Origin of the sequence: Virgibacillus sediminis, assembly GCF_042643265.1 — a bacterium.
Lineage (GTDB): Bacteria > Bacillota > Bacilli > Bacillales > Amphibacillaceae > Virgibacillus_O > Virgibacillus_O sediminis.
The window spans coordinates 112285-135419 of sequence record NZ_JBHRRZ010000039.1 but is presented as its reverse complement, the minus strand read 5'-3'; the positions used below and the strand labels follow the sequence as shown (position 1 = coordinate 135419).

Genomic DNA, 23135 nt, shown 5'->3' with positions numbered 1-23135 from the left:
TATAGAAGGAAGGAGGTGGTGAATATATGCTGCAGGCCATTTCTGAACAAGGAATAGCAGTGAATCTTGCGGCATGTTCGCGAAAAGAAATAGATACATGGAAACGGACAGGTGTGTTTTACTGCCCGTCGTGCAGCAAACCGGTCATCATCAAAGCTGGACCTAAGGTCATTCCCCATTTTGCCCACCAATCTGTAAGAAACTGCCCATCCAGCGTAGGCGGAGAGGGGATGTATCACGAAAAGGGAAAGCGCCTCTTGTACCGTTGGCTTCATGCACAGCATCTGGAGGTGGAATTGGAAGCATATCTACCGAATATCAAGCAGCGGCCGGATCTGCTTCTTACGATTAATGGCAGACAGATTGCCATGGAGTATCAATGTGCCAGGATTTCCGAGAAACAGATTTACTCCAGAAACAAGGGATATATTCAGAAAGGCATCATCCCAATCTGGATTCTCGGGGAGAATCGCATGAAACGGAAGACAGCCGAACATCTCCAAATCGACCATTTCTCCATCCACCTTGCCCACAAATTCTCCTCTGACTTTCCGCTCACTTTATTCTACTTTTGCCCTCATACCCTCCAATTCATTATGTTCCAGGATATCTATTTTACATCAGCCGGGCTGGCAATAGGAAAATTCAGCCAGGAACGCCTTGATAAGTTGAGACTGCCAGACATCTTCCGCGTTAAAGTATATTCACAACAGAGATTATTCTCTTTATGGAAGAGGGAAAAATACCGGTTCCGTGTGAGGAAAAACAGGCAATTGCATGGAAAAGAATTGGCTTGGCATCAATGGCTGTATTTGAAAGGGAAGCATGTTGAACAGTTGCCATCATTGGTCCATCTTCCCGTGCCTTCCCAGTATTTGATGAACAGCCCCCCGTGGAATTGGCAGAGCCGGCTGTTGATTGATTTGATTGCTCCGCTCCCTCAGGAGAAAGAATTCACCCTCCAGCACTGCCAGCAATTTGTTCGATTAAATAAGACTTCCCCCAGCCAATTTCCTCTGATCAAAACACCGGGCGATCCGGTACTCGAGTATCTCCAACTTCTGGTTGAAGCCGGCCTTCTTTCTCAGGTTCGCCAGGGAGTTTACCGTAAGTTCCGACAGGTAGAATACTACTCGCATATTGAACAGGCGGTAGCCGGCGATGACGAGTTGATGGAAGTCCTCTCAAATCGGCAAAAGGCAAAATGAAAGCATGATTCCTTCTTTATTCGTTATACTAAGAAAATAGGGCATTTCTTGCAGGAATTTTATGCCATATCAAGAATACTATTGAATAGGACGAGTAAAAGGAGGAATTACTGTGGCTGCAAAGGAATTACCAAAACGAAGTGAAGTGCCTCATGACCGTACATGGAGGCTGGAAGATATCTTTACCACGGATGAAGACTGGCAGGCTGAATTCAAAAGCCTTCAGAACGATATACCGCAGATCGAGGAATACCAGGGAAAACTTGGTGAATCCGCCCAAACTCTGTACGACGTGCTGAAACTCCAAGATAGATTATCTGAACGGTTGGGCAAGCTGTTTACATACGCACACATGCGTTATGACCAGGATACAACCAATTCTTTTTACCAGGGATTGAACGCCCAAGCGGAGAACGTCCTGACCAAGGCATCCAGTGCGATGAGCTTCATTGTTCCGGAAATCCTTTCGATGGATGAAGATAAACTGAAAAGATTCCTGGAAGAAAATGAAGGGCTGAAAGAATACCGGAAGACACTGGATGAAATAAACCGGCAGCGACCACATATATTGAGTGAGAAAGAAGAAGCACTGCTCGCAGAGGCCTCAGAACCAATGTCCAATGCTTCTCAGACATTCAGTATGCTGAATAATGCTGATTTGACGTTCCCGACCATCAAGAATGAAAACGGGGAAGAGGAGGATCTGACACATGGCCGGTACATCCGCTTCCTCGAATCGCAGGACCGCAGTGTGAGGGAGAGCGCATTCAAAGCCATGTATGAAACATACGGAAGCTTTAAAAATACGTTTGCTTCCACTTTGACAGGCGGGGTCAAACAGCATAATTTCAATGCGAAAATCCGCAATTATGAATCAGCGCGCCAGGCGGCACTGGATGGCAACAATATCCCAGAGCAGGTATACGACAACCTAGTGGAAGCGGTAAATGACAATCTCCATCTGCTGCATCGCTACACAAAACTGCGCAAGAAAGTGCTTGATGTGGAAGAACTGCATATGTATGACCTTTACACGCCGCTAGTCCAAGATGCGGATATGAAAATTCCTTATGAGAAGGCACAGGAATATGTGCTGGAGGGCTTAAAACCGTTGGGGCAGGAATACGTGGACATTGTCAAAGAAGGCTATGACAACCGTTGGATTGATGTGGAAGAGAATAAAGGCAAGCGCAGTGGAGCTTATTCTTCTGGGGCGTATGGTACAAATCCATACATTCTGCTGAACTGGCAAAATAATCTCAATGACACATTTACTCTTGCCCATGAACTGGGCCACTCCGTTCACAGCTATTATACAAGGAAGAACCAGCCTTTCCGCTATGGCAATTATTCCATTTTTGTGGCGGAAGTGGCATCTACGACCAATGAGGCGCTGTTGAACGATTATCTGTTGAATAACCTGGATGATGAAAAACAGAAACTGTATATCCTGAACCATTTTCTGGAAGGTTTCAGAGGTACGGTTTTCCGCCAAACAATGTTTGCCGAATTCGAGCATGATATCCATAAGCGCATGCAGGAAGGGGAGGCAATGACCGCCGAGAAGCTGACAGAGATCTATTATGATCTGAATAAGAAGTACTTCGGTGACGAGGTTGTTTCTGATGAAGAGATCGGTCTTGAATGGGCCCGAATTCCGCATTTCTATATGAACTATTATGTTTATCAGTATGCAACAGGATATTCTGCAGCAACGGCCTTGGCCAACGGCATCCTTGAAGAAAAGGATGGGACGGTGGAACGATATATTGACTTCCTGAAAGCCGGAAATAGTGACTATCCGATTGAAGTGCTTAAAAAGGCTGGGGTTGATATGACCTCCAAACAGCCAATACTTGACGCTTTAGCTGTATTCGAAGAAAAGCTTAAGGAAATGGAGAATATGCTGCTGTAATAAAATGAAAACCGGACTAGGCCGAAGGGGCCTGTCCGGTTTTTTCAGGCTGGGAATCTGCCGCAAACAAATTCAGGCAACGCAGCGGAGAAGATCAAGTCCAGCCTATTAACGGTCGTTTCCTAAAAAAACAGCCGCTAGTCAGCGGCTGCCTCGATAGGCCCTTTTATGGGTGAAGGAATAAAGGGTTAGATAAATGGACAGAAAAAGAATCGGGAGAGTGAGGTAGATAGGGATAATCTGCATCAAGCCGAAGAGATTGAGAATAAGAGCAAAAAATGTAAGGAAAAGAAAAAAAACAGGAAGGAAATCCCGCATTTATAACACCCCTCAACAATTCTTCAAGTTTAATATACTCTATGTGTTATAATTTAGAATTAGAAGTGACAGATTTGTGAAAGTAAGAACATGACGGTTGATTATTAAAAATAAAGTTGTTATTATTACAATGTAAGTTCAAAACAAACAAAAACCCCTTTGTTTGATCATGAAACTTTCTCCCATCCCCCTTTGTATGAATACAAAGAGAGATAAAGGATACACGCTGCCCCGTGTATCCTTTTCTTTTTGGTTTACGAACCATGGCCACGGTCTCCAAGACCAGCATCCTCGACAGTGAAAGGTTACAGGAACAGCTGCGACAAAGGAACTGCTTGTGCGTCAACACTTTCAACTCTTCTTATATATCATCTCTGAGACTCATCCTATATAATTTTATTTACCTTCCATACGGTTAAAGCCGTGGAGTGACTCTTGAACTTTACTATCTTCTTACTCCATAAAAAAACTTGCGCCAGCCGTTTTAGCGGCAGGCCCAAGATAATAACATTCTTTCATCCCGTATATTTCCAGAAGGAGCCGTACTTTACAGGAATCCGATCCACTTTCTGGCGCAGTTGGAGTTTTTTCATCTCCCGTTCTGTTTTTGCTTCGCTCCAGTCATAGACAACAGAGATTTCCTTATCACCTACCGTGCCATAGAAGGACATGAAATCTTCCAAAGGCGGCTTTTCGGATGGTATCGGGGATTTCTGCAGTATTTCACTAAGGACGCGTACATAGATATCATATGGATACAGACCGGATATTTTAATTCCTTCTTCTTCAACCAGCTGATTGAAGAAAACGATGGTCGGAATATAGTCAACGTCCATTTCTCTTGTTAAGGTGACGTCACATTGAAAGGCCTTTTTGGCGGATTGGGAGTGTAGGTCATCCCGAAATTCTGATACATCGAGCCTTGCTTCTTTGGCACATTGAATGAGAACGAGTTCATCTGAAATATCTTTCTTTTTCAAGAAAACATTCTCCTGCAGTTTGCGCAAGAAGATTCTTCCTGCCTTTTTGCCTTGCAGTTCAGCCGCTTTAATAGCCAGAGAAGCGATCCATGGATAGGAAACAGGATTCTCGATCCACAAGTCACCGTCACAGCACATTCCGGTGCGTTTCGATGTTTTTTCCCAGATGTCTCTCATCCTCCGCGGCTGGTCGAATTGATCTTTATTCAACGAATTCAGGTGGCCGCTGATGATGGGGCGTAATGTGAAAAAACGTCCATATTCGATTGACAGCTTCTTCAGGTAAGGTTCCAGAGACCAACATTCCGGACAGAGGGGATCAATGAACACGTACATCTCGATCGGCTTCTGGAGCAAATCAAGGAAGTTGTAGTTCTCCGATATTTGGGTGCGGTTTGAACTCCTGAGCCCAGTTTGATTCCAGCTCACATCGATTCTCCTTTCATTCTGGTGTGTTCATCATGTGATTGGCTGTCATTGTTAACCTTTCAAAAATGGCTGAACGATAGGGGTCTTCGATTCCTGCTTCTATTAATGCTTCTTCCATGCATGCAAGCCATGCATCCCGGCGCTCCGGTGTAATCGGAAAGGGCAGGTGCCTTCGTCTCATCATCGGATGGCCACGCTCTTCTTCATAGAGCCTTGGCCCGCCGAAGAATTGGGTAAGAAACAATTCCTGTTTTCTCGCTGTTTCCGTCAGATCATCGGGGAATATCGGTGTAAGGGAAGGATGCCTGCCCACTCTTGTGTAAAAAGCTGTAACCAGTTTATTTATTGTTTCGGCACCGCCGATGGCTTCATAAATGGTACCGTGTTCTGTATGAGTCATATTTCATTCTCCTTATCGTTGCCCAAAGCGGAGATTAACGGAAGTTTAGAAGCCTCCCATGTCTATAGGTATATTCTCCTCTTTGTTGTACTATATATTTTAGCAACGTAAAGGTGCTTGGGCAACTTATCTGATTGACAGCCCTAGGAGCTGCTATGGATTCAAACTCTCAAAAAAGCGTTGGATCTTATTCGGTGTGTTCCGCCGTTTGATTTGATGCTCCTTCAGCAATTGCTCAAACCTGGCAGTCCCCAGCTCTTTTGAAGGTGCTTCCAGTTCCAGTTCGTAATCTTCTCTTCTATTATATGTGCTGTGATCCAGGACTAGCAGTACACCTTCATATTCAATCTCCCGCCGGTTTGTGGCCAAACTGCCGCAATACTTCAAATCTTCATGTCTGATTCCCTTTTCTTTCAGTTGCCCGGCTACATGGGGTTTGGCGATGATGTTTCCTTCAAGCCATCCGTCAGCCTCTTCTTTCGTAAGATCGTCATGGGTTTCCAGCAGCCCGTCAGCATGCGGTTCTTTCAATGTCAGGCGATATTTTCCGCCTTTCTCCCGGATTCGTAGTGCACTTCCATGCTCTTTCAAATCAAAGTCGGCGGTTTCAAAGTAATGGTTTGTTTGAGTGCTCCCTGATTCGGGAAAAGGGAGCCTGGCCAGCAGACGTTGGAATTCGTCCTTTGTCAGTAGATTTTTATACTCTATTTCTATTTCTTGTGCCACTAAAATTTACCTCCAAATTCATTGCAAAGTAGGTTATTATTGATTATGGCGAAATTGGACTGAATATGCAATGGTTAGGAATTTGCTTATGTTGTGATAAAATGTATCTGACAAGAATTTGAGGCGGTGTTGAATGTGAACTGGGAAGCAACGCTGGCACCTTACAGGCAGGTTGTGGAAGAACTGAAAGTTAAACTCAAAGGGATGCGGTCGCAATTCGAGCATGAAAAAAGGCATTCCCCGATTGAATTTATCACTGGCAGGGTCAAACCGGTAGCAAGTATTTTAGAGAAAGCAGAGCGCCGGAAGATTCCTATCGAGAAATTGGAAAAGGAAATGCAGGATATCGCAGGAGTGCGGGTGGTCTGCCAGTTTGTTGATGATATCTATACAGTAGTGGATATGATACACCTGCGCCGTGATATGAGAGTAGTTGCTGAAAAGGATTATATTTCCCATAAAAAAGACAGCGGTTACCGCTCCTATCATATAATCGTCGAATATCCCGTAGAGACCATCGACGGGATGAAGATTATCCTTGCAGAGATTCAAGTGCGTACACTAGCGATGAATTTCTGGGCGACTAACGAGCATTCCTTGAATTATAAGTATCAAGGAAGCATACCGAAGGAAATTAAGGAAAGGCTGCAGCGTGCTGCAGAGGCAGCCTTCAAATTGGATGAAGAAATGTCTAAAATCAAGAATGAAGTACAAGAAGCGCAGCGGATTTTTCACCGGAAATAGAATCAGCGGGAGGGAGAGGCAGCCGTCATGAAATTCAAAATTGTATCAAGAGGAGACGAAAGATCACAAAAAATCAAAGCAACCATGAAGCAGTATTTAATCGAGTTCGGTTTGGAATATGACAGGGAAGAACCGGATTTGGTCATCTCGGTAGGAGGCGATGGGACTTTCCTGGAGGCATTTCACCGATATAATCACAGACTGGAGTCGACAGCTTTTATCGGCGTACATACTGGGCACCTTGGTTTTTATGCCGACTGGACACCGGATGAGGTGGAGAAACTGATTATAGAAATTGCGAAAACCCCTTTCCAGATTGTTGAATACCCATTGCTGGAAGTGATTATCCGGCCGAAATCCGGAAAAGAGGACCGTTATCTTGCCCTGAATGAATCGATGATCAAGACAGCGGAAGGCTCGGTTGTGTTTGATGTTCAGATAAAGGGCGATCACTTTGAAACATTCCGTGGAGATGGGTTGTGCATTTCTACTCCATCTGGAAGTACCGCCTATAATAAGGCGCTTGGCGGGGGGATTATCCATCCTTCGATTGAAGCCATCCAGCTGACAGAAATGGCATCGATTAATAATCGTGTCTTCCGTACGATCGGTTCGCCGCTGATCCTGCCCAACCATCATACATGCCTGCTGAAGCCGATGGTCGATAAAAGTTTTCTTATCTCCATCGACCATGTGACCTCCACCTTTTCGGATGTGAAATCGATCCAGTGCCGGGTGGCTGAAGAGCGGGTGCGTTTTGCCAGATTCCGTCCGTTCCCTTTCTGGGACAGGGTGCGTGAATCATTTATTTCAGATGATGAGGAATTATAAGGATTGATGGCAGATGAGATGGCAGATAGATGAACAGTATTCGGGGTTGGTGATCCGTGATTATCTACAGAAGGTACATGGCTTTTCCCGCTCCATCTTGAAGGCTGTTAAATTTGATGGCGGAGAAATTACCGTAAACGGTAGGCGGCAGACGGTGCGTTTCGTATTATCAGCCGGTGATGAATTGGAAATCAGCTTACCTCGAGAGGTGGTCGGAGAGAATCTGCAGCCTATAGAGATGGATATAGCTATTATTTACGAAGACGAGGATATTATCGTAGTGGATAAACCGGCCGGAACACCGGTCATGCCTTCTGTAAACCATCCTAAATATTCAATTGCCAACGGCCTTCTAGCATACTACCAAAAAAATGATATACCGTATACCATCCATGTGGTAACCCGCTTGGACAGGGATACATCCGGGCTTATGCTCATCGCCAAACACAGGCTGAGCCACTCCCTGCTTGCCGTTTCCCAGAAAACTGGGAAGGTGCATCGGAGGTACTGTGCGGTTGTAGAAGGGTTGCTTGAAAGGAAAGAAGGAACCATCGATTTACCCATTGATAGAAAAAAGGGTTCCATCATTGAACGGACCGTCGCACCAGAGGGAAAAAGAGCGGTGACCCATTACCGGCTGCTTTCCTCCCATGAACAACATTCCCTGGCGGAGGTGAAGCTCGAGACGGGCAGGACGCACCAAATCCGGGTGCATTTCGCCCATCTCGGCCATCCGCTTGCTGGAGATGACTTATATGGGGGAAGTACTGGCCTGATTGGCCGCCAGGCATTGCATTGCCATCAATTGGTTTTCAACCACCCGCTGACACAGGAAGAACTGAGCTTTACTTCGATGATTCCTGAGGAAATAGCAATGCTTGTCAATCGTCAAAATAGCTAAACTTCTCTTCGATAAATGGCTGACGGGAAGGCACGGATACGATTTCTTCTTCCGGCAGGCGGAAGGCGGTAAGGGCATTGCCGAATACACATCCGGTGTCAATGTTGATCGTCTTGTGGACTTTTCTAGGTTTGCGGACAGGTGTATGCCCATAGACAATCCAGCGTTCCCCTCGGTAATTCTGTGCCCAGTCACGGCGAACAGGTCGGCCATCATGATAAAATTCACCGGTCGTATCTCCATATAGGACAAAGGACTTAACCCGCTTATCCGTCCGGCCGATCAGAGACTCCTTGATTCCAGCATGGGCGACCACTGCTTCTACTTCTTCCAGTTCAAGGTATAATGGGGCTTGTTCATACAAGGACATAAACCCATTTTTTACTTCTTCTTGCTGGCTGGGAGAAAGGGAGCGGTATTCTTCCACGGTTGTTTCAAGTCCGTGTTTGATTTGGATCTTGTTCCCTAAAAAGAAACGATAGAGCTTGTCACAATGATTTCCGGGTATATACTTTGCTTTTCCTTTGGCTGCCATGGTGGTGATCAATTCAATACAGCTGATCGAATCTGGGCCGCGATCGGTGATGTCTCCGATAAAAACAGGTATCCTTCCGTTCGGATGAATATATATGGAGTCCTGCATGTGGTAGTCTAGTTTTTCGAAGAGTTCTACAAGCTCTTCATAACAACCATGGATATCTCCTATTATGTCATACTTCATTGTTATCCCACCTTTGCTCTAATTTTTCAGGGTAAATAAAAGTCTTTTGGGGAAAAGGCTAATATATATTATTTTACCGTTGCCATTATTCTATCGGAATGCAATTATTTTTACACTTAAATTCATTTTCATGTATACAATAAGGGGAGCAGGCCTGGTTGTCGGCCTATCCCACGAGTTTCGCGTTAGAGAGGGTGTTGCATATGGAACCAACCAACAGATATGAACAAGAATATGAAGTACTATATGAAGAACAGTGGAATCAGCTGAAGGAAGCATTGGATCGCCAGGCAATGGAAGAATTCCGTGAAGAATTCCTGGAACTGCATTCTTACGACCAAGCAACGTTCTTCACTGAGCAGCCTCAAGAACAGCGAATGCGGATATACACATATCTTTCCCCGGAAGAAACTGCTGATATCATGGAAAGTATGGAGCTTGAGGAGACAGGCGATTATTTTACGGAAATGGATCCTCGTTATGCTTCCATGGTGCTTGCGGAAATGTCTGCCGATGATGCTGTGGATATTCTGAATGAACTGGAAAAGGATCAGGTAGCGAGCTTTCTGACCATCATGGATAAGGAAGCAGCCGACGGCATTAAGAAGCTTCTCCATTATGAGGAAAAAACAGCCGGAAGCATTATGACTACAGAGTATGTGGCCATTGTAAAAACACAGACCGTCAGGGAAGCGATGAAGCAGTTGAAAGAGGACGCCCCCAATGCCGAAACAATCTACTATATCTATGTACTGGACGAAGATAAGCGGCTGGTCGGGGTCATTTCGATCCGTGATCTGATCATTGCCGATGATGATGATCTGATCGAAGACGTCATGAGTGAAAAAATCGTGGCAGTGTCAGTCGGCAGGGATCAGGAAGAAGTGGCCCAGATGTTTCGGGACTATGATTTCTTTGCTGTTCCTGTACTCGATTTTCAAGATCATCTGCTTGGAATTATCACTGTCGATGATATCCTCGATGTCATGGAAGAGGAGGCGAGTGAAGACTATTCCATGCTGGCAGCTGTCTCTGAGACGGACAGGAAAGACGAGAATGCTTTCGTATCAGCGAGGAAGCGCCTTCCATGGCTCATTATTCTGCTGTTCCTTGGCATGTTGACGGCAAGCCTGATCGGGAGGTTTGAAGAAACACTGGAGCAGGTCGCTGTACTCGCCATTTTTATTCCATTAATTGCCGGTATGGCCGGTAATACTGGTACACAGGCACTTGCTGTAGCTGTCCGCGGCCTCGCTAATGGGGATTACGGAAAGCAGGGAAAAGCCCAGTTGATTCTCCGCGAAGCAGGTACCGGCCTGATTACAGGAACGGTCTGCGGCCTGGTCATTTCTGTTGTGGTCTATCTGTGGCAGGGGAACATCTATCTCGGACTGCTTGTCGGATTCTCCATCTTTGGATCGTTGATTGTTGCTACATTGGCGGGTTCCCTTATTCCTATGCTGATGGACCGCCTGCATATCGATCCGGCAGTGGCATCCGGGCCGTTTATTACTACGGTAAATGATCTGATTTCCATATTAATATATTTCGGTATGGCCACTACATTCATGAATTGGCTGGTGTAAAAAAGGAGCATCTCTGTTGGGAGATGTTCCTTTTTATTTACATAAGGAATTCTGCACCCAACTGCAGCACTTCTATGCTGCTTGAGACTATTTGTTCCTGCAGATCGCTTGGCCATCTGCACACATTACATTTCTGGGTTCATATACTAAGTAGACGTACTTTTGACTAAAGGAGAGATCAGTTATGGGGAAGAGAAGATTTGCAAAAGAGCCGCTCCTGTATATTCATCAGCCGTCCATCGGCAGACCGGAAGCGAAGATGCAATATGATTACTCTACGCCAAAAAAAGCCCAATCAGAGAAGGTGGCATCAGAGGAACAGGGGAATACAAGCATCGCAAAGATAAGGGGAGACTTTTTAGAGGAAGAACAGAAGGCATTGGAAGAAATGGGCAAAGAGGTTGAGCAGAAGAAGGAGAAAGAGCCGGTAAAAGCTAATGAGGATGACAGCTCGGAAAATAATAAGTCCTTCAGAGAGATGAGCATTCCGGAAAAAGCCGATTATTTGGCGGAGGATCCGAAATTCACACCGAAAAAGAAATGCGAGGTTAAGACAGAGGAAAGAAGACATCGGGGGATAATAACTCAAGTTAAGGATGGAATAGTATACATGCGTACAGGTAACCGGAGCAGGGAACTAACGATGGAAGAGATTAAGGATATAAGAATCATTGGGTTTTGAGAACAGCTGTACTTCAGCTGTTCTTCTTTTTAATAAAAAAATACACCACAGCGTTCTGCTGTGGTGTACCAAAGTGCAACTATGATGGATTCATCTAGAAGGCTTTCCTGCAGTTCATAACCTTATGCTGCATCCTTGCTTAGTCGAATGCATTTATTGCCGGCAGGCAGGTAACATGGCAGAAGCAGTTGAGATCGACAGTTATGCAGATACCTGTAGCGCGAAGCTTGCCGGTTTGCTGGTCCACTGGGTTCTTCGGATTGTCGTCGTCCCCGAATTCTCTCAGCAGTTCTAATGTTGCACAGCAATCATCATCCACATGTTTTACGCGGAAGTAGAAGCTGCCTCTAACCTTTTCAATATTCCGTGGATGGGCCCCAAAGCCTTTAAATGGTTTGCATCCGTCCTTGCAGTAGAGAAGAACCGGAACTGTATCCAGACCATTCCCATTATCTGTCTCCCCCAAGAGATCACTGATGGACTGTTCGCAGCTGGTGTCACAGCAGTTCTCCACAATATCATTCTGAGCGTCTTCAATTTCCTTTAGAATATCGCAGACACAATTACCTGTGTCAAAGTGTTTTCCACAACCCATGAATTATTACTCCTTTCAAGGTGAAATTGACTTAGTTGTCTTTAATAAGATATGTGCGGAGCCGGGTATTGTGTGGGCGCACGTCCATATTAATTAAGTAAATAACTATTTTTCCATAGGCTGTTGAACATACCAGCCGGAAAGGAACTACATAAACTGATAATCAGTAGAAAAGAAGGGAGTGAAATAAATGGGAAGAAGAAGAATTCGGGTGAGAGACCTGAACATTGAAGCAGAAAATGTAGTTGTCCGGAAAAGACGCCACCGTGACTGTGGCTGCGGCGATGTGCGAGGGGAAGAAGTTGAAGATAGAAATAAAGGAAAAGAGAGGGATGTAAGAGGAGACACGGACCATAAAGAGGAGGTTAGAGAAGGAAGCGAACGTTGCGGCCGTAGGAAACGAAGAAGGGCAAGAAGAGATGAGGATAGAGATCGTCGCCGTCGTGGGAGACGTAGAAGAAATTTTCACGATGATGACGTAAGAGGCCGCAGAAGAGACCGAGACGACAAAGACCACGATGACGTAAGAGGCCGCAGAAGAGACCGAGACGACAAAGACCACGATGACGTAAGAGGCCGCAGAAGAGACCGAGACGACAAAGACCACGATGACGTAAGAGGCCGTAGAAGAGACCATCACGACAAAGATCACGATGACGTAAGAGGCCGCAGAAGAGACCGAGACGACAAAGACCACGATGACGTAAGAGGGCGTAGAAGAGACCGAGACGACAAAGATCACGATGACGTAAGAGGCCGCAGAAGAGACCGAGACGACAAAGACCACGATGAAGAAAGAAGCCGCAGAAGAGACCGAGACGACAAAGATCACGATGACGTAAGAGGCCGCAGAAGAGACCGAGACGACAAAGATCACGATGACGTAAGAGGCCGCAGAAGAGACCGAGACGACAAAGACCACGATGAAGAAAGAGGCCGCAGAAGAGACCGAGACGACAAAGATCACGATGACGTAAGAGGCCGCAGAAGAGACCATCACGACAGAGACCACGATGAAGAAAGAGGCCGCAGAAGAGACCATCACGAAAGAGACCTCGAGAATGAAAGAGGACGGGAAAGGGACCGTCACGATAGAGATTACGATCCATTCTGGTGGGTATAGTCCTGATTGGTGAGCTGTTCCTAGCCAGGGCAGGCAGACCTCATTACCCAAAAATAAAAATATTTTAATTGTTTTTGCATATTTTTAGAGGAAATAGGGTATATAAAAGGGAATAATATAAATTGAAACAAATCCTTAAGGCTTAGCGCCTGTATTGGCATTCAATGAAGGGGGAGGAAAAATGGGGTATCTTTTGCCTGTTGCTCATTATCAATATCAGGATTACCAGAACCGCCTTACAGAGAATAAACGGCTTCCCCATTTGGTGGAAAAGCCGTTCAAAGTCGTATTGGAAAGAAGACACCAAGAAATAGTCAAGGAGTATGAACGGCTTGAGCCGGGTTCCTATAAAAGCGGTTTTATCCAGAGAAGGGAGCAGGCTGATACAACAAGGGTTTTCGCCGAGTTAACCGGCACTGGCACGAAAGTAAATGAAACTGTATAGTCAATTCTTGTGGAACTTTTCATGATTCCTGTTAATAAACGGGAGGATGAAAAGTTCTTTTCCTTTCTCGTACTCTGCATGTGATACATCTTCCACTTTGTCGTAGCCTTGCTCCCTCAGCTCTTCCATCAGCCACTCTTCTGTCAGGTTTTTTTCTTTAAGATTATCATAGATGATCTCTCCATTCGTTACCAGTGTAACAGCCAGATTAACTTCCTGGGGGGAGAGCTTCATATCCTGGCGGGTCGGTGTCTGCATGTCTGATTTTTTCAACACCGAAACACTTCCATTTGTTTCCATGAAGGCAAATTCTACATCTCTCAAGGAAAAGACATCCTTTGCCCGAAGCAAGCTTTGCAGCTGATTGATGTCCAGGTTGTTTTTCTTCATCACATCGTTCATCAGCTTGCCGCGATAGATCACAATATCCGGACTTCCTTCGAGGAACAGGCGAGTGCGCTTAAACCTATTTGTAATGATTTCGGTGAGGTATAATAAACCACCCCATAAAGCGATGACGAAACCTATTTCCGGAATACCTGCATTTTTGTCAAACAGGGCATTTCCGACAAGCTCACCTAATATTAACGCTGAAATAAAGTCAAACGGTGTCAGCTGGGAAATCTGCGTCTTCCCTAGGACCTTTGTCAGCACAAAGAGTGCACCAAAGCCAAATAAGGTCTCATAGAACATGGCCATATAAGCCTGCATCCGGTTCAGCCCCTTTTCAAACAGTCATATGTTAGCTTAACCGGATGTCGAACTGTCATGCATGGAAATAATCTTAATTTGGAAGTGGACGTTCAAAATAAAAAAAACGCCCGATATAGGCGTTTTAATTCAGCTTTATTTATGAAAAAGTTTATAAATCCTTTATCATTGCCACATGGGGAATGCCGGCGTCCAGGAACTCCCCGGAGATGGTTCTGTATCCAAGATGCTGGTAAAACCCTTCTGCGTGCGTTTGAGCGTTCAGCTTTGATTTGCGGGCGCCTTTTTCTGCGATGATTCTCTCCATGGCTTTGATCAGTTCAGCACCATAGGATTTTCCCCGCTCTTCTTTAAGGACACAAATCCGTTCAAGCTTGCCGAATTCGTCTACAAACCGGAGCCTGCTCGCTGCAACCGGTTCGCCTTGTTCGTTATAGCCGATGAGATGGGTTGCTGTTTCATCGTATTGGTCTATTTCCTCTTCCGGTGGCACCTTCTGCTCTTCAATAAAAACAGTGGTCCTTACCTTGAATGCCTGTTGTTTTTCTTGTTCAGTTTCGACTATCTTGATATTCATACCAGTTCTTATACCTTTTCCTTTCCAAATACAAAAGTCTCATAAACGGTCCAAGAGCCGTTGTCCAATTGATAAACGAGCTGGAAGCGGTCCACTTCGTCTTCCAGTTTGATATCGCGCATTCTCAAACTACCGAAAACATCGGAATACTCATCATGGCTAAGCTTTTGGGCGATAGTGATATGCGGTACAAAGCTGTACTGCTGGTTGTCGGGGAATTTCCCAGAATGAAGTTTTTCATACAGATCAGTGAGCTGCTGCATCGGTTCCACTTTGAAATAAATAGTGTTGGTAACAGGTGCAAAGGTACTCACCTTATTGATCTGGATTTTAAACGGTTCCGTTTCATTGGCAATGTATTTCATTTCCGTGATCAATTCATCGATTGTCTCATCATCCGCCTCAAATGACTCCTTCAGGGTAATATGCGGTGGTATCAGCGCATAATGCGGATCATAACGTTTGCGAAGAGCATTTGCTTCATCTTGAACTTTTTTGGTCGGAAAAATAATGATGCCGTATTTCATCCCTAAAAACCTCCCAGTTGATGTGTAATGATTCCATCGAACGAAACTATACTCGTTTTCAGTATAACAAAAATCCTGCCAAAAAAATAATTTAATTGAACATGGTCAGAAGCAGGCGCTTCATATCCTTCTGCCAAGCACCCCAAGTATGTTTGCCTTGCTCCAGTTCATGATATACATAGTCGGCACCCGTCTGCTCCAATTTTTCCTGCAGCTCGCGGTTCGGCGTGAGAAAGTCGGCTGTCTCTCCGTTGGTCATCTCCACCTCGGTTTCAGCCGTTCCGATTGTATGATAGATATCAATGGAATGGATATCCTTGGCATGGTCGACCGCCTCCATCACATCCGTATCCACATACGGCGATTGTATAATGACTTTGCCGAATGTATGGGGGTACTTCAACGCCGTCATTAATGCAAGTGTTCCGGCAAGTGAATCACCCATCAACGCCCGTGATTTTCCCATATGGTAGGTTGGGAGCTCTTCATCAAGCAGGGGAACGACTTCATGTACGAGAAATTTGATATAGTCAGCATTCTGCTCACCTGAAGGATGATATTTCCGGCGCCGGTCATGTTTATCCTTATAATGAATGCCTGCGAACACTGTATTATTGATGTCTCCGTTCGCATGCATCCTGTCACTCAATGTGGCAACCCGGCCCATCTGAAAGTAATCATCTCCATCCTGCATAATGCAAATGTTGTATTTATACAAATCGGAAAATGATTCTGGCTTATACATCTTTACGGTCATTTCTTCATTCAGATATTTACTGTCAATGGTCCATTCATGAAAAGAACCTTTCCTGCCCATAATAACACCCCAGTACATAGTCTCTTTCCAATTATAGCTATGTCAGTTCGATTTTTCTATTAATTGGCCTTTATACAATTCGTAATATTTGCCTTTTTTGCGGGTGAGTTCCTGATGGCTGCCTTTCTCGATGATCTCCCCGTTTTCCAGCATGATAATCATATCTGCTTCTTGGATTGTATTGAGCCGATGGGCAACAACAAAGCTGGTGCGGCCTTTCATCAGCCGTTGCAATGCCTCCTGGATCTTTAATTCCGTGATGGTGTCAATATTGCTTGTGGCCTCATCGAGCACCAGGATTGTCGGTTCTGCAAGCAGCGCCCGGGCAATGGTTAGCAGTTGTTTCTGTCCTTGGCTGATGCCGCTGCCGGTCTGGTCCAGGATAGTGTCATAGCCATCCGGGAGCTGCGAGATGAAATCATGGGCATTCGCATCTCTTGCTGCCTGCTCTACCTCTGCATTGGTTGCTTCCAGCCGGCCATACCGAATATTTTCTCTGATGGTTGCATGGAAGAGAAAAGCATCCTGCAGCACGAACGCCATCTGCTGACGGAGGCTCTTTCGGCTGATATTCTTTAAGTCGATACCGTCCAAGGTAATTTTCCCGGAATCATACGTATAGAAACGCGAGATCAGATTGATGATGGTCGTTTTACCGGCACCGGTATGTCCAACTAAAGCCACTGTCTCATCGGGCTTGGCCTCGAAACTGATATTTTTCAAAATCGGTGTATTCTCATAGCCGAAAGAAACCTGATCAAACACAAAGTGTCCATCTGTCCTCTGAATATCCCTTACATTCTTTTCGTCGTTCTCTTCCTGGGTCTCATCGATTACTTGGAAAACGCGTTCCGCGCCGGCTATCGCCGACAGAAGCTGATTGAACTGGTTGGAAAGTTCATTGAGTGGTCGGGTAAATTGCCGGGCATATTCGGTGAAGATAACAATAATTCCAACCGTCACCAGATTGGTATTAACGGCAAGGATTCCGCCCACCAAAGCAATCAGGCCGAAGCTGAGGAAGTTCAGCATATTCATTACTTTTGGGATGAAACCGGCAATGTTTTGCGCCCAGAAACCAGTCTGCTTCAGCTCTTGATTACGCTGCTCAAATTCACCGATCACCCTGTCCTCTTGAGAATAGGTTTTGACTACATGCTGTCCGGAGACTATTTCTTCCACATAGCCGTTCACTTCACCAAGATAGCGTTGCTGCAATTTATATAATTTACCGGTCCGCCGGGTAATCCAGCGCATTGCCGCATACATAATCGGGATGATCGACATGGCTACCACCGTCAAAATAGGGCTAAGATAAAGCATGACAGCAACAGTGCCCACAAGCGTCAAAATACTGGAGAAAATCTGGATGACCGACTGGTTTAATGTATTATTCACATTATCAATATCATTGGTCAGCCGGCTCATCAATTCTCCATGCTGCCGTTTATCAAAATAGGAGATAGGCAGGCGATGAAACTGATGAAATAGATCAGCCCTCAGCCTATAAACGGTTTCCTGTGCAATACCGACCATCCAGAAATTCTGCAGGAAAATGGAAAGAGAATGAAACAGATAGACGAAGATCAGACCAATCAGCAGCAAGCCGAGACCAGCGGCCTCCTGTGTGACGATATAATCATCTATCGCCATCCCGACGAGGAAAGGCCCAAGCAGAGCAAGCCCTGAGCTTGCGGCTACCGCTAAAATAACCAAGAATAGCCTGCCTTTTTCCTTGGCCAGGTAGTCCCAGACACGGCGCAGGGTTCCTGACATATTTCTTGCTCTGCTTTTCCTATCCACTTCAATCTTATCAATGGGAATCCGCTCGTATTGAAAGGGCTTCTTCAATTGTTCACTCGGCATTTGCATACTCCTTTCCAAACTGGGATTCCACGATTTTTCGGTATAAATTTGAGGTTGCCATTAGTTCTTCATGGGTTCCGGCTGCCAGGATCCTGCCGTTATCTATTAAAAGAATCCGGTCGGCGTCCAAAGCAGTCGATACCTTCTGGGTGATGATCAGCGTTGTACATTCATAACCCTGTACTGCTTTCAACAGACGAGCTTCTGTTGATAGATCAAGTGCACTCGTACTATCGTCCAGCATTAAAATCTTTGGATGGCGGATCAGCGCCCGGGCGATGGAAATCCGCTGCTTCTGCCCGCCGGAAAGGTTGACCCCTTTCTGGCCAACTCTTGTTTCATAGCCATCCGGGAGATCGGCAATGGTACTGTGGATCTGTGCGTCACTGGCTGCACGAATGGCTTCTTCCATACTAGCGTCTTTTTTCCCCCAGGTGATATTATCGGTTATTGTCCCAGTGAAAAGCAGGGGGGTCTGCGGTACATAGCCAATCCCAGCACGTAGCCTTTCCAATTTATAGGAAGTAATCGGTTTATCATCAATTAAAATTTCCCCGGCGGTAGTGTCATAGAGTCTCGGGACCAGCTGGAACATCGATGTCTTGCCGGAGCCAGTAGCCCCGATAATGGCTATTTTTTCTCCCGCCTCAGCGATAAAGGAAATATTTTCCAGTGCAGGCTTTTCTGTGTCCGGATATTCAAAGGAAACATTCCGGAATTCCACCTTGCCCCTATTCACTGTTTGTTTCGGATCGGCATCTTTCGGATCAAGCAAATCAATCCCTACTGTCAATACTTCATCCATTCTCTCCGAAGACGCTTTTGTTCGGGATATTGCCATGATAATGAAGGAGAACATCGAAATGGACATCGCCACGCGGAGTGCATAATTGATGATCGTTACCACTTCACCGACGGAGGTGGTTCCGGCTATTGACTGGATATTACCGAACCAGATAATAAAGATGAGGCTCATATTCATTACAAACAGCAGCACCGGCATCGAGGATTCAACAAAGCGAAAGGTTCGGCGGGTGGAGACAGCTAGGTCGTTGTTTGCTTCAATGAACCGTTCTTCCTCGTGGTCCCGACGCATGAATGCCTTGATCAGCCGCATGCCGGCCAAATTCTCCTGCATGACGCGGTTTACCCGATCCACATTTTTCTGGACATTGGAGAACATGCCGCCTGCCAGCCTGAGCACAAAAAGCAAGAATAGGATCAGGAGTGGAACCGTGACCAAAAAAACTATCGCAAGCCTGGCATTTACGATGAAGGCCATTGCTACACCACCGGCTACGACCAGCGGAGCCTTCATCATAATCCGCAAAGCCATAAAAATCGTATTTTGAATCTGCCTTACATCATTGGTGAAACGTGTCACCAATGCAGATGTAGGGTATTGGTCCAGGTTCTTGAAAGAAAACACCTGAATCCTCTCAAACAGCCTCTGCCGGATGTCATACCCGAAGGCAAAGCTCACATGTGAGGAATAGAACGAATTGAAAATCCCCGCAACAAAAGCGACAAAGGCAAGGCCGATCATTATGCTGCCCCACATCACAATATTGTTCAGGTCCTGGTTCATCACCCCATCATTGATCATCAGTCCAAGTAAAAAAGGCAGCGCAAGTTCTACGCCAAGCTCCATCAGCATGAACAGATATGCCATTGCGATGGGGAGCCGATATGGTTTCAGAAAGGAAAATGTCTTCACAAGCAACCCCCATATAATAGAAAGAATTATTTAATTATTATAAGACAGAAATGTATATATTACCATTGATTGCTTCGGGTAACGAATTAATTTAGGTGATGCAATAAAGTGAGCGAAGGGTGAGAGGGGGAGTAATAAAGGAACAGGCTCATAAAGGGCCGATTGGGCGAGTGGGTGAACGAGGAACGCCTTCGTCATTTGCTTGTATTTGTCACTTTTCTTGTTGACAAAATGACAGATACATATTATTATAATTCTTGTCGAAAGATAATATACACACGATTCCGTAGCTCAGCTGGGAGAGCGCTACCTTGACAGGGTAGAGGTCGTTGGTTCGAGCCCAATCGGAATCATAACCTTAGACTCCTTATATATAAGGGGTCTTTTAGTTTGTCAGACTTTTTCGAGTGGATTTGCTCTAATACGTTTATTTGGAAAAAATGCTCCCATCAAGCAGGTACTGTTTGATGGGAGCATATCACTAAAAGGTTTCTTTACTACATAATTTTAGCAAACGAGCCATGAAGGGCTTTTAAACCTCAGACCCTTCTCCTTCCTGAACGGAATAGGTCAATTCATCGGCTTCTTTATCCCAATCGATACCAACCTCCGCAGTTGATCCTTTTCTATTGCTTACCAGGAAGCTTGAGTGCCCAAATTCTCCTGCTTTTCTCTCCTGCTCTGTAAAATTCTCCTGTACGTTTTCATCCAATATTTCATTCAGCTTCTTTAGTGCCTCTTCACGTGAAAGATGTTGTTCCATAATGCTTTCCTCCTTATTCATATACTATCCAATACTGATATGTAATCTGTTCAATCTTACCATCTTCATACCGCTATAGCTGAATTACATAAATTTGCTAGCGGAGATTTCTAAGCCATTGGTCATACTAAAAGGTGAACAATTGGAAAGGTGGGAATATGAATGAACTTAGAATGGTTTGACAGAGTGACCGGCGAACTTCAGGACAGCCTGAATTCCATTTGCGAAAAATATGATGAAAACGGCAGCATGCTTATAGAGCGTGGAGCAAAGCATCCGAGAATTGATTTCTTCACGGAAAGCGGGGAAGAGGACAGGGATTATTTCTGTACATTGTTTTTTGACCCGCATAATGAAGAATTCTACATTCACTCCGTCGACCCGGAGTTTGGGCAGGTCAGCAAGGTAGTACTGGAGGATATAGAGGATATTGTGGATGCAGTACACGAGAGCTTCCATGAGTTTATGGAGGAAGATTTTGACGAAGTGGAAGTATTCGACGAGGATGAGGATGCTCTATATGCAGGTGAAGATGAGGTTTTTTATGAAGAGCTGAATGTATCTTGGGAGACACCGGAGGTTACGGCTTACTATAAGGAAGATGAGGCAGAAGTCACCTACCAGTTTGGGATCACTCAGGATACCGGTGAAGGTGTCATACGACGGACAAACCGCATATTTACGGAAGATGATGATATGATTAAAGATGAAACGGTTCTTTCATTCGGAAAAGAAGAGGCAGGGACACTGATAGCCATGGTAGCCAGCCATATGGATGCTATTGAACCAATTGAATACCTTGAATGAGGATATAACTAATAATGCCGCCCGGTAGTCGGGCGGCATTGCTATTATCTCGGCGGTCTGTTCTGCCGGTATTTTTTGTCATCCTTCATGTCATTCAATTCTACCTTATTTTTATTCTTGTGCTTTTCCTTCTTGCCTTTATTTGGCATGGAATCCCTCCTCTGTTTCCATAGTTTTAGCTGTTTTTCCTATAAAAATGTATAAGAGGTAGGGGGAAATAAGAACGGAAGTTGGACATACTAAGGATTGAAAATCAGGTTATTTCTTTAAGGAGGTCCTTTTCATGTCCGAACAGAATAAAAATCGGAATAAGGATAAGGGAAGACAGAGAAACGTAATCAAGTATGATACCACACCGAAAAGAGAAAAGCGTGATACGGAATTTGCAGAGGAAAGCGAATTCCTGAATTTGGACAATAAGAAAAATAAAAGAGCAAGACAAGAACGTGAGCGATAAGCGGTAGAAGATTCAGTGGGTAGGGCGGAATACAAGCCGCCGAAAAGACTGGTAGGGATGGGCCTTACCAGTAGATTATTATAAAAAATACCTCTTTCCCGGAATGGGAAAGAGGTATTGCCGTTTAGTGATTATACAGTGGTGCCTTCTTCGGCAGTGACTTCATCTTCAGCTGGTGTGTCAGCAGGCTCTTCAGCTACAGGAGTTTCTTCAACTGGTTCCTCAGCAGCAGGCTCTTCAGCTACAGGAGTTTCTTCAACTGGTTCCTCAGCAGTAGGCTCTTCAGCTACAGGAGTTTCTTCAGTTGGCTCCTCAGCAGCAGGTTCTTCAGCTACAGGAGTTTCTTCAACTGGTTCCTCAGCAGCAGGCTCTTCAGCTACAGGAGTTTCTTCAACCGGCTCCTCAGCAGCAGGCTCTTCAGCTACAGGAGTTTCTTCAGTTGGCTCCTCAGTAGCAGGCTCTTCTGTTTCAGGAGCGTCTTCAGCAGGTTCATCTGCCTCTGGTTCGTCACTTTCAGGCTCATCAACCGGTACCTCGGCTTCTGGAACTGCTGGTTCGATTTCAATATTATTCAATACCACTTGTGTGGAGATGATGCTGTCAACGGTATCGTTGATTTCATTTTCGGTTTCTACTACCTCTTCTGCACTGTCATCCACTTTTTTGGTAACAGCATTCAACTGGTTAACAGAAGCATTTACTTGGTTGAATAGGGAAGTCAGTTCATTTTGATAAAATTCATACTCTTCCTCTGTAAGGGACCCTGTGTTTTCAAGTTGAGCATTTATTAATTCAAGCTCTGTAGTAACAGTGGAAATACGGTTATCGATAGGATTCAGGCGTTGCAGGCTTGCTGCACCTACACCATTGCCGTTACCCTTCATTTGGCCGTTTACCTGACTGTTGACCTTGCCATTAATGGATGCATTAGGGCTTGCTGCACTGACATCTGCCTGAGCGGAAAGTGCAATCCCTACAGCAAAGGCTGGAGCTGTAATTTTGATCAGTTTTTTGTTCATGTTAAATCTTCCTCCCTTGATGATTAATTATTGCACATTTGGACAGTTACCACTTTTTGGGAGGAAAAAACTAACATTACTGCTTTTTAAAGAGATTGAAAAGTGAGTGTTATGTTTTTAAGAAGTTGTAATTTTTTTGTAATTCTTTTTGGCGACAATGTTTTTGGACTATTGATTGTTAAACCGTTTTCAATTATTATATAGATATTATAGTTTGTTTGTTTAGCAAACAAACTATAATTTTTCCTTTGCCTACATTCACATACATAG

At 44.9% G+C, this 23135-nt stretch carries 24 protein-coding genes and 1 tRNA gene; 11 read left to right on the top strand and 14 right to left on the bottom strand.

The features are described from left to right. Window positions 1-26 precede the first annotated feature (26 nt). On the top strand, window positions 27-1208 hold the full coding sequence (locus ACFODW_RS16450; protein ID WP_390307880.1) for a competence protein CoiA: 1182 nt from the start codon (window positions 27-29) through the stop codon (window positions 1206-1208). 106 nt (window positions 1209-1314) lie between these two features. Further along, the gene (gene pepF / locus ACFODW_RS16445) at window positions 1315-3123 is read left to right on the top strand and encodes an oligoendopeptidase F (RefSeq protein WP_390307956.1); all 1809 of its coding nucleotides are present in this window, start codon (window positions 1315-1317) and stop codon (window positions 3121-3123) included. 833 nt (window positions 3124-3956) lie between these two features. Here pepF and ACFODW_RS16440 read toward each other — a convergent pair. The 3 genes from ACFODW_RS16440 to ACFODW_RS16430 form a co-directional block, all read right to left on the bottom strand. Continuing rightward, a complete protein-coding gene (locus ACFODW_RS16440; protein ID WP_390307879.1) occupies window positions 3957-4850 on the bottom strand; it encodes a ClpXP adapter SpxH family protein in 894 nt (297 codons plus the stop codon). A 13-nt stretch (window positions 4851-4863) separates the two neighbouring features. Then, window positions 4864-5250 (bottom strand): globin domain-containing protein, encoded by a 387-nt coding sequence (locus tag ACFODW_RS16435; RefSeq protein ID WP_390307878.1) that lies wholly within the window; start codon window positions 5248-5250, stop codon window positions 4864-4866. Between the two features lie 153 nt (window positions 5251-5403). After that, window positions 5404-5976: a CYTH domain-containing protein gene (locus ACFODW_RS16430; protein ID WP_390307877.1), complete on the bottom strand. Its 573-nt coding sequence runs from the start codon at window positions 5974-5976 to the stop codon at window positions 5404-5406. A gap of 135 nt (window positions 5977-6111) precedes the next feature. Between ACFODW_RS16430 and ACFODW_RS16425 the strand changes: the two genes are divergently transcribed. From ACFODW_RS16425 to ACFODW_RS16415, 3 genes are read left to right on the top strand one after another with little or no spacing between them, the layout of a single operon-like run. After that, window positions 6112-6720: a GTP pyrophosphokinase gene (locus tag ACFODW_RS16425; RefSeq protein WP_390307876.1), complete on the top strand. Its 609-nt coding sequence runs from the start codon at window positions 6112-6114 to the stop codon at window positions 6718-6720. Between the two features lie 27 nt (window positions 6721-6747). Then, on the top strand, window positions 6748-7551 hold the full coding sequence (locus tag ACFODW_RS16420; protein WP_390307875.1) for an NAD kinase: 804 nt from the start codon (window positions 6748-6750) through the stop codon (window positions 7549-7551). A 13-nt stretch (window positions 7552-7564) separates the two neighbouring features. Continuing rightward, complete coding sequence (locus ACFODW_RS16415) at window positions 7565-8452, top strand: RluA family pseudouridine synthase (protein ID WP_390307874.1); 888 nt, start codon at window positions 7565-7567, stop codon at window positions 8450-8452. On the opposite strand, the gene prpE is transcribed toward ACFODW_RS16415, so the two are convergent. Further along, on the bottom strand, window positions 8433-9173 hold the full coding sequence (gene prpE, locus ACFODW_RS16410) for a bis(5'-nucleosyl)-tetraphosphatase PrpE (RefSeq protein WP_390307873.1): 741 nt from the start codon (window positions 9171-9173) through the stop codon (window positions 8433-8435). The genes ACFODW_RS16415 and prpE overlap by 20 nt on opposite strands. A 203-nt stretch (window positions 9174-9376) precedes the next feature. On the opposite strand from prpE, the gene mgtE reads away from it, so the two are divergent. Beyond that, a complete protein-coding gene (mgtE, locus tag ACFODW_RS16405; protein WP_390307872.1) occupies window positions 9377-10759 on the top strand; it encodes a magnesium transporter in 1383 nt (460 codons plus the stop codon). A gap of 184 nt (window positions 10760-10943) precedes the next feature. Next, window positions 10944-11441, top strand: a complete 498-nt coding sequence (locus ACFODW_RS16400) for a CotO family spore coat protein (protein WP_390307871.1) — start codon at window positions 10944-10946, stop codon at window positions 11439-11441. A 139-nt stretch (window positions 11442-11580) separates the two neighbouring features. Here ACFODW_RS16400 and ACFODW_RS16395 read toward each other — a convergent pair whose 3' ends face one another. Continuing rightward, the gene (locus ACFODW_RS16395; RefSeq protein WP_390307870.1) at window positions 11581-12036 is read right to left on the bottom strand and encodes a CotY/CotZ family spore coat protein; all 456 of its coding nucleotides are present in this window, start codon (window positions 12034-12036) and stop codon (window positions 11581-11583) included. Window positions 12037-12199: 163 nt separating this feature from the next. Next, window positions 12200-13081, bottom strand: coding sequence for a hypothetical protein (locus ACFODW_RS16390; RefSeq protein ID WP_390307869.1), 882 nt, complete (start codon window positions 13079-13081; stop codon window positions 12200-12202). Window positions 13082-13340: 259 nt separating this feature from the next. Here ACFODW_RS16390 and ACFODW_RS16385 point away from each other — a divergent pair, with 259 nt between their 5' ends. Then, window positions 13341-13604, top strand: coding sequence for a hypothetical protein (locus tag ACFODW_RS16385; RefSeq protein WP_390307868.1), 264 nt, complete (start codon window positions 13341-13343; stop codon window positions 13602-13604). On the opposite strand, the gene ACFODW_RS16380 is transcribed toward ACFODW_RS16385, so the two are convergent. The 6 genes from ACFODW_RS16380 to ACFODW_RS16355 all read right to left on the bottom strand — a co-directional run bounded on the left by ACFODW_RS16380 (window position 13605) and on the right by ACFODW_RS16355 (window position 19774). Further along, window positions 13605-14315: a YetF domain-containing protein gene (locus ACFODW_RS16380; protein WP_390307867.1), complete on the bottom strand. Its 711-nt coding sequence runs from the start codon at window positions 14313-14315 to the stop codon at window positions 13605-13607. Window positions 14316-14466: 151 nt separating this feature from the next. Beyond that, a complete protein-coding gene (locus ACFODW_RS16375) occupies window positions 14467-14892 on the bottom strand; it encodes a GNAT family N-acetyltransferase (protein WP_390307866.1) in 426 nt (141 codons plus the stop codon). An 8-nt stretch (window positions 14893-14900) separates the two neighbouring features. After that, a complete protein-coding gene (locus ACFODW_RS16370; protein WP_390307865.1) occupies window positions 14901-15419 on the bottom strand; it encodes a YjcG family protein in 519 nt (172 codons plus the stop codon). A 91-nt stretch (window positions 15420-15510) separates the two neighbouring features. Beyond that, window positions 15511-16236: an alpha/beta hydrolase gene (locus tag ACFODW_RS16365; protein WP_390307864.1), complete on the bottom strand. Its 726-nt coding sequence runs from the start codon at window positions 16234-16236 to the stop codon at window positions 15511-15513. Window positions 16237-16278: 42 nt separating this feature from the next. Further along, a complete protein-coding gene (locus ACFODW_RS16360) occupies window positions 16279-18102 on the bottom strand; it encodes an ABC transporter ATP-binding protein (RefSeq protein ID WP_390307863.1) in 1824 nt (607 codons plus the stop codon). Then, window positions 18092-19774, bottom strand: a complete 1683-nt coding sequence (locus tag ACFODW_RS16355) for an ABC transporter ATP-binding protein (RefSeq protein WP_390307954.1) — start codon at window positions 19772-19774, stop codon at window positions 18092-18094. Before ACFODW_RS16355 ends, ACFODW_RS16360 begins: the two co-directional genes overlap by 11 nt. Before the next feature lie 325 nt (window positions 19775-20099). On the opposite strand from ACFODW_RS16355, the gene ACFODW_RS16350 reads away from it, so the two are divergent. Next, a tRNA-Val gene (locus tag ACFODW_RS16350) sits at window positions 20100-20172 on the top strand. A gap of 179 nt (window positions 20173-20351) precedes the next feature. Here ACFODW_RS16350 and ACFODW_RS16345 read toward each other — a convergent pair. Further along, entirely contained in the window at window positions 20352-20582 is a 231-nt protein-coding gene (locus ACFODW_RS16345) for a hypothetical protein (RefSeq protein WP_390307862.1), read from the bottom strand. A 162-nt stretch (window positions 20583-20744) separates the two neighbouring features. On the opposite strand from ACFODW_RS16345, the gene ACFODW_RS16340 reads away from it, so the two are divergent. Then, the gene (locus ACFODW_RS16340) at window positions 20745-21389 is read left to right on the top strand and encodes a hypothetical protein (RefSeq protein WP_390307861.1); all 645 of its coding nucleotides are present in this window, start codon (window positions 20745-20747) and stop codon (window positions 21387-21389) included. A gap of 283 nt (window positions 21390-21672) precedes the next feature. Then, window positions 21673-21846: a hypothetical protein gene (locus ACFODW_RS16335; protein WP_390307860.1), complete on the top strand. Its 174-nt coding sequence runs from the start codon at window positions 21673-21675 to the stop codon at window positions 21844-21846. Window positions 21847-21977: 131 nt separating this feature from the next. On the opposite strand, the gene ACFODW_RS16330 is transcribed toward ACFODW_RS16335, so the two are convergent. Next, entirely contained in the window at window positions 21978-22865 is an 888-nt protein-coding gene (locus ACFODW_RS16330; protein ID WP_390307859.1) for a hypothetical protein, read from the bottom strand. Window positions 22866-23135: the final 270 nt, after the last annotated feature.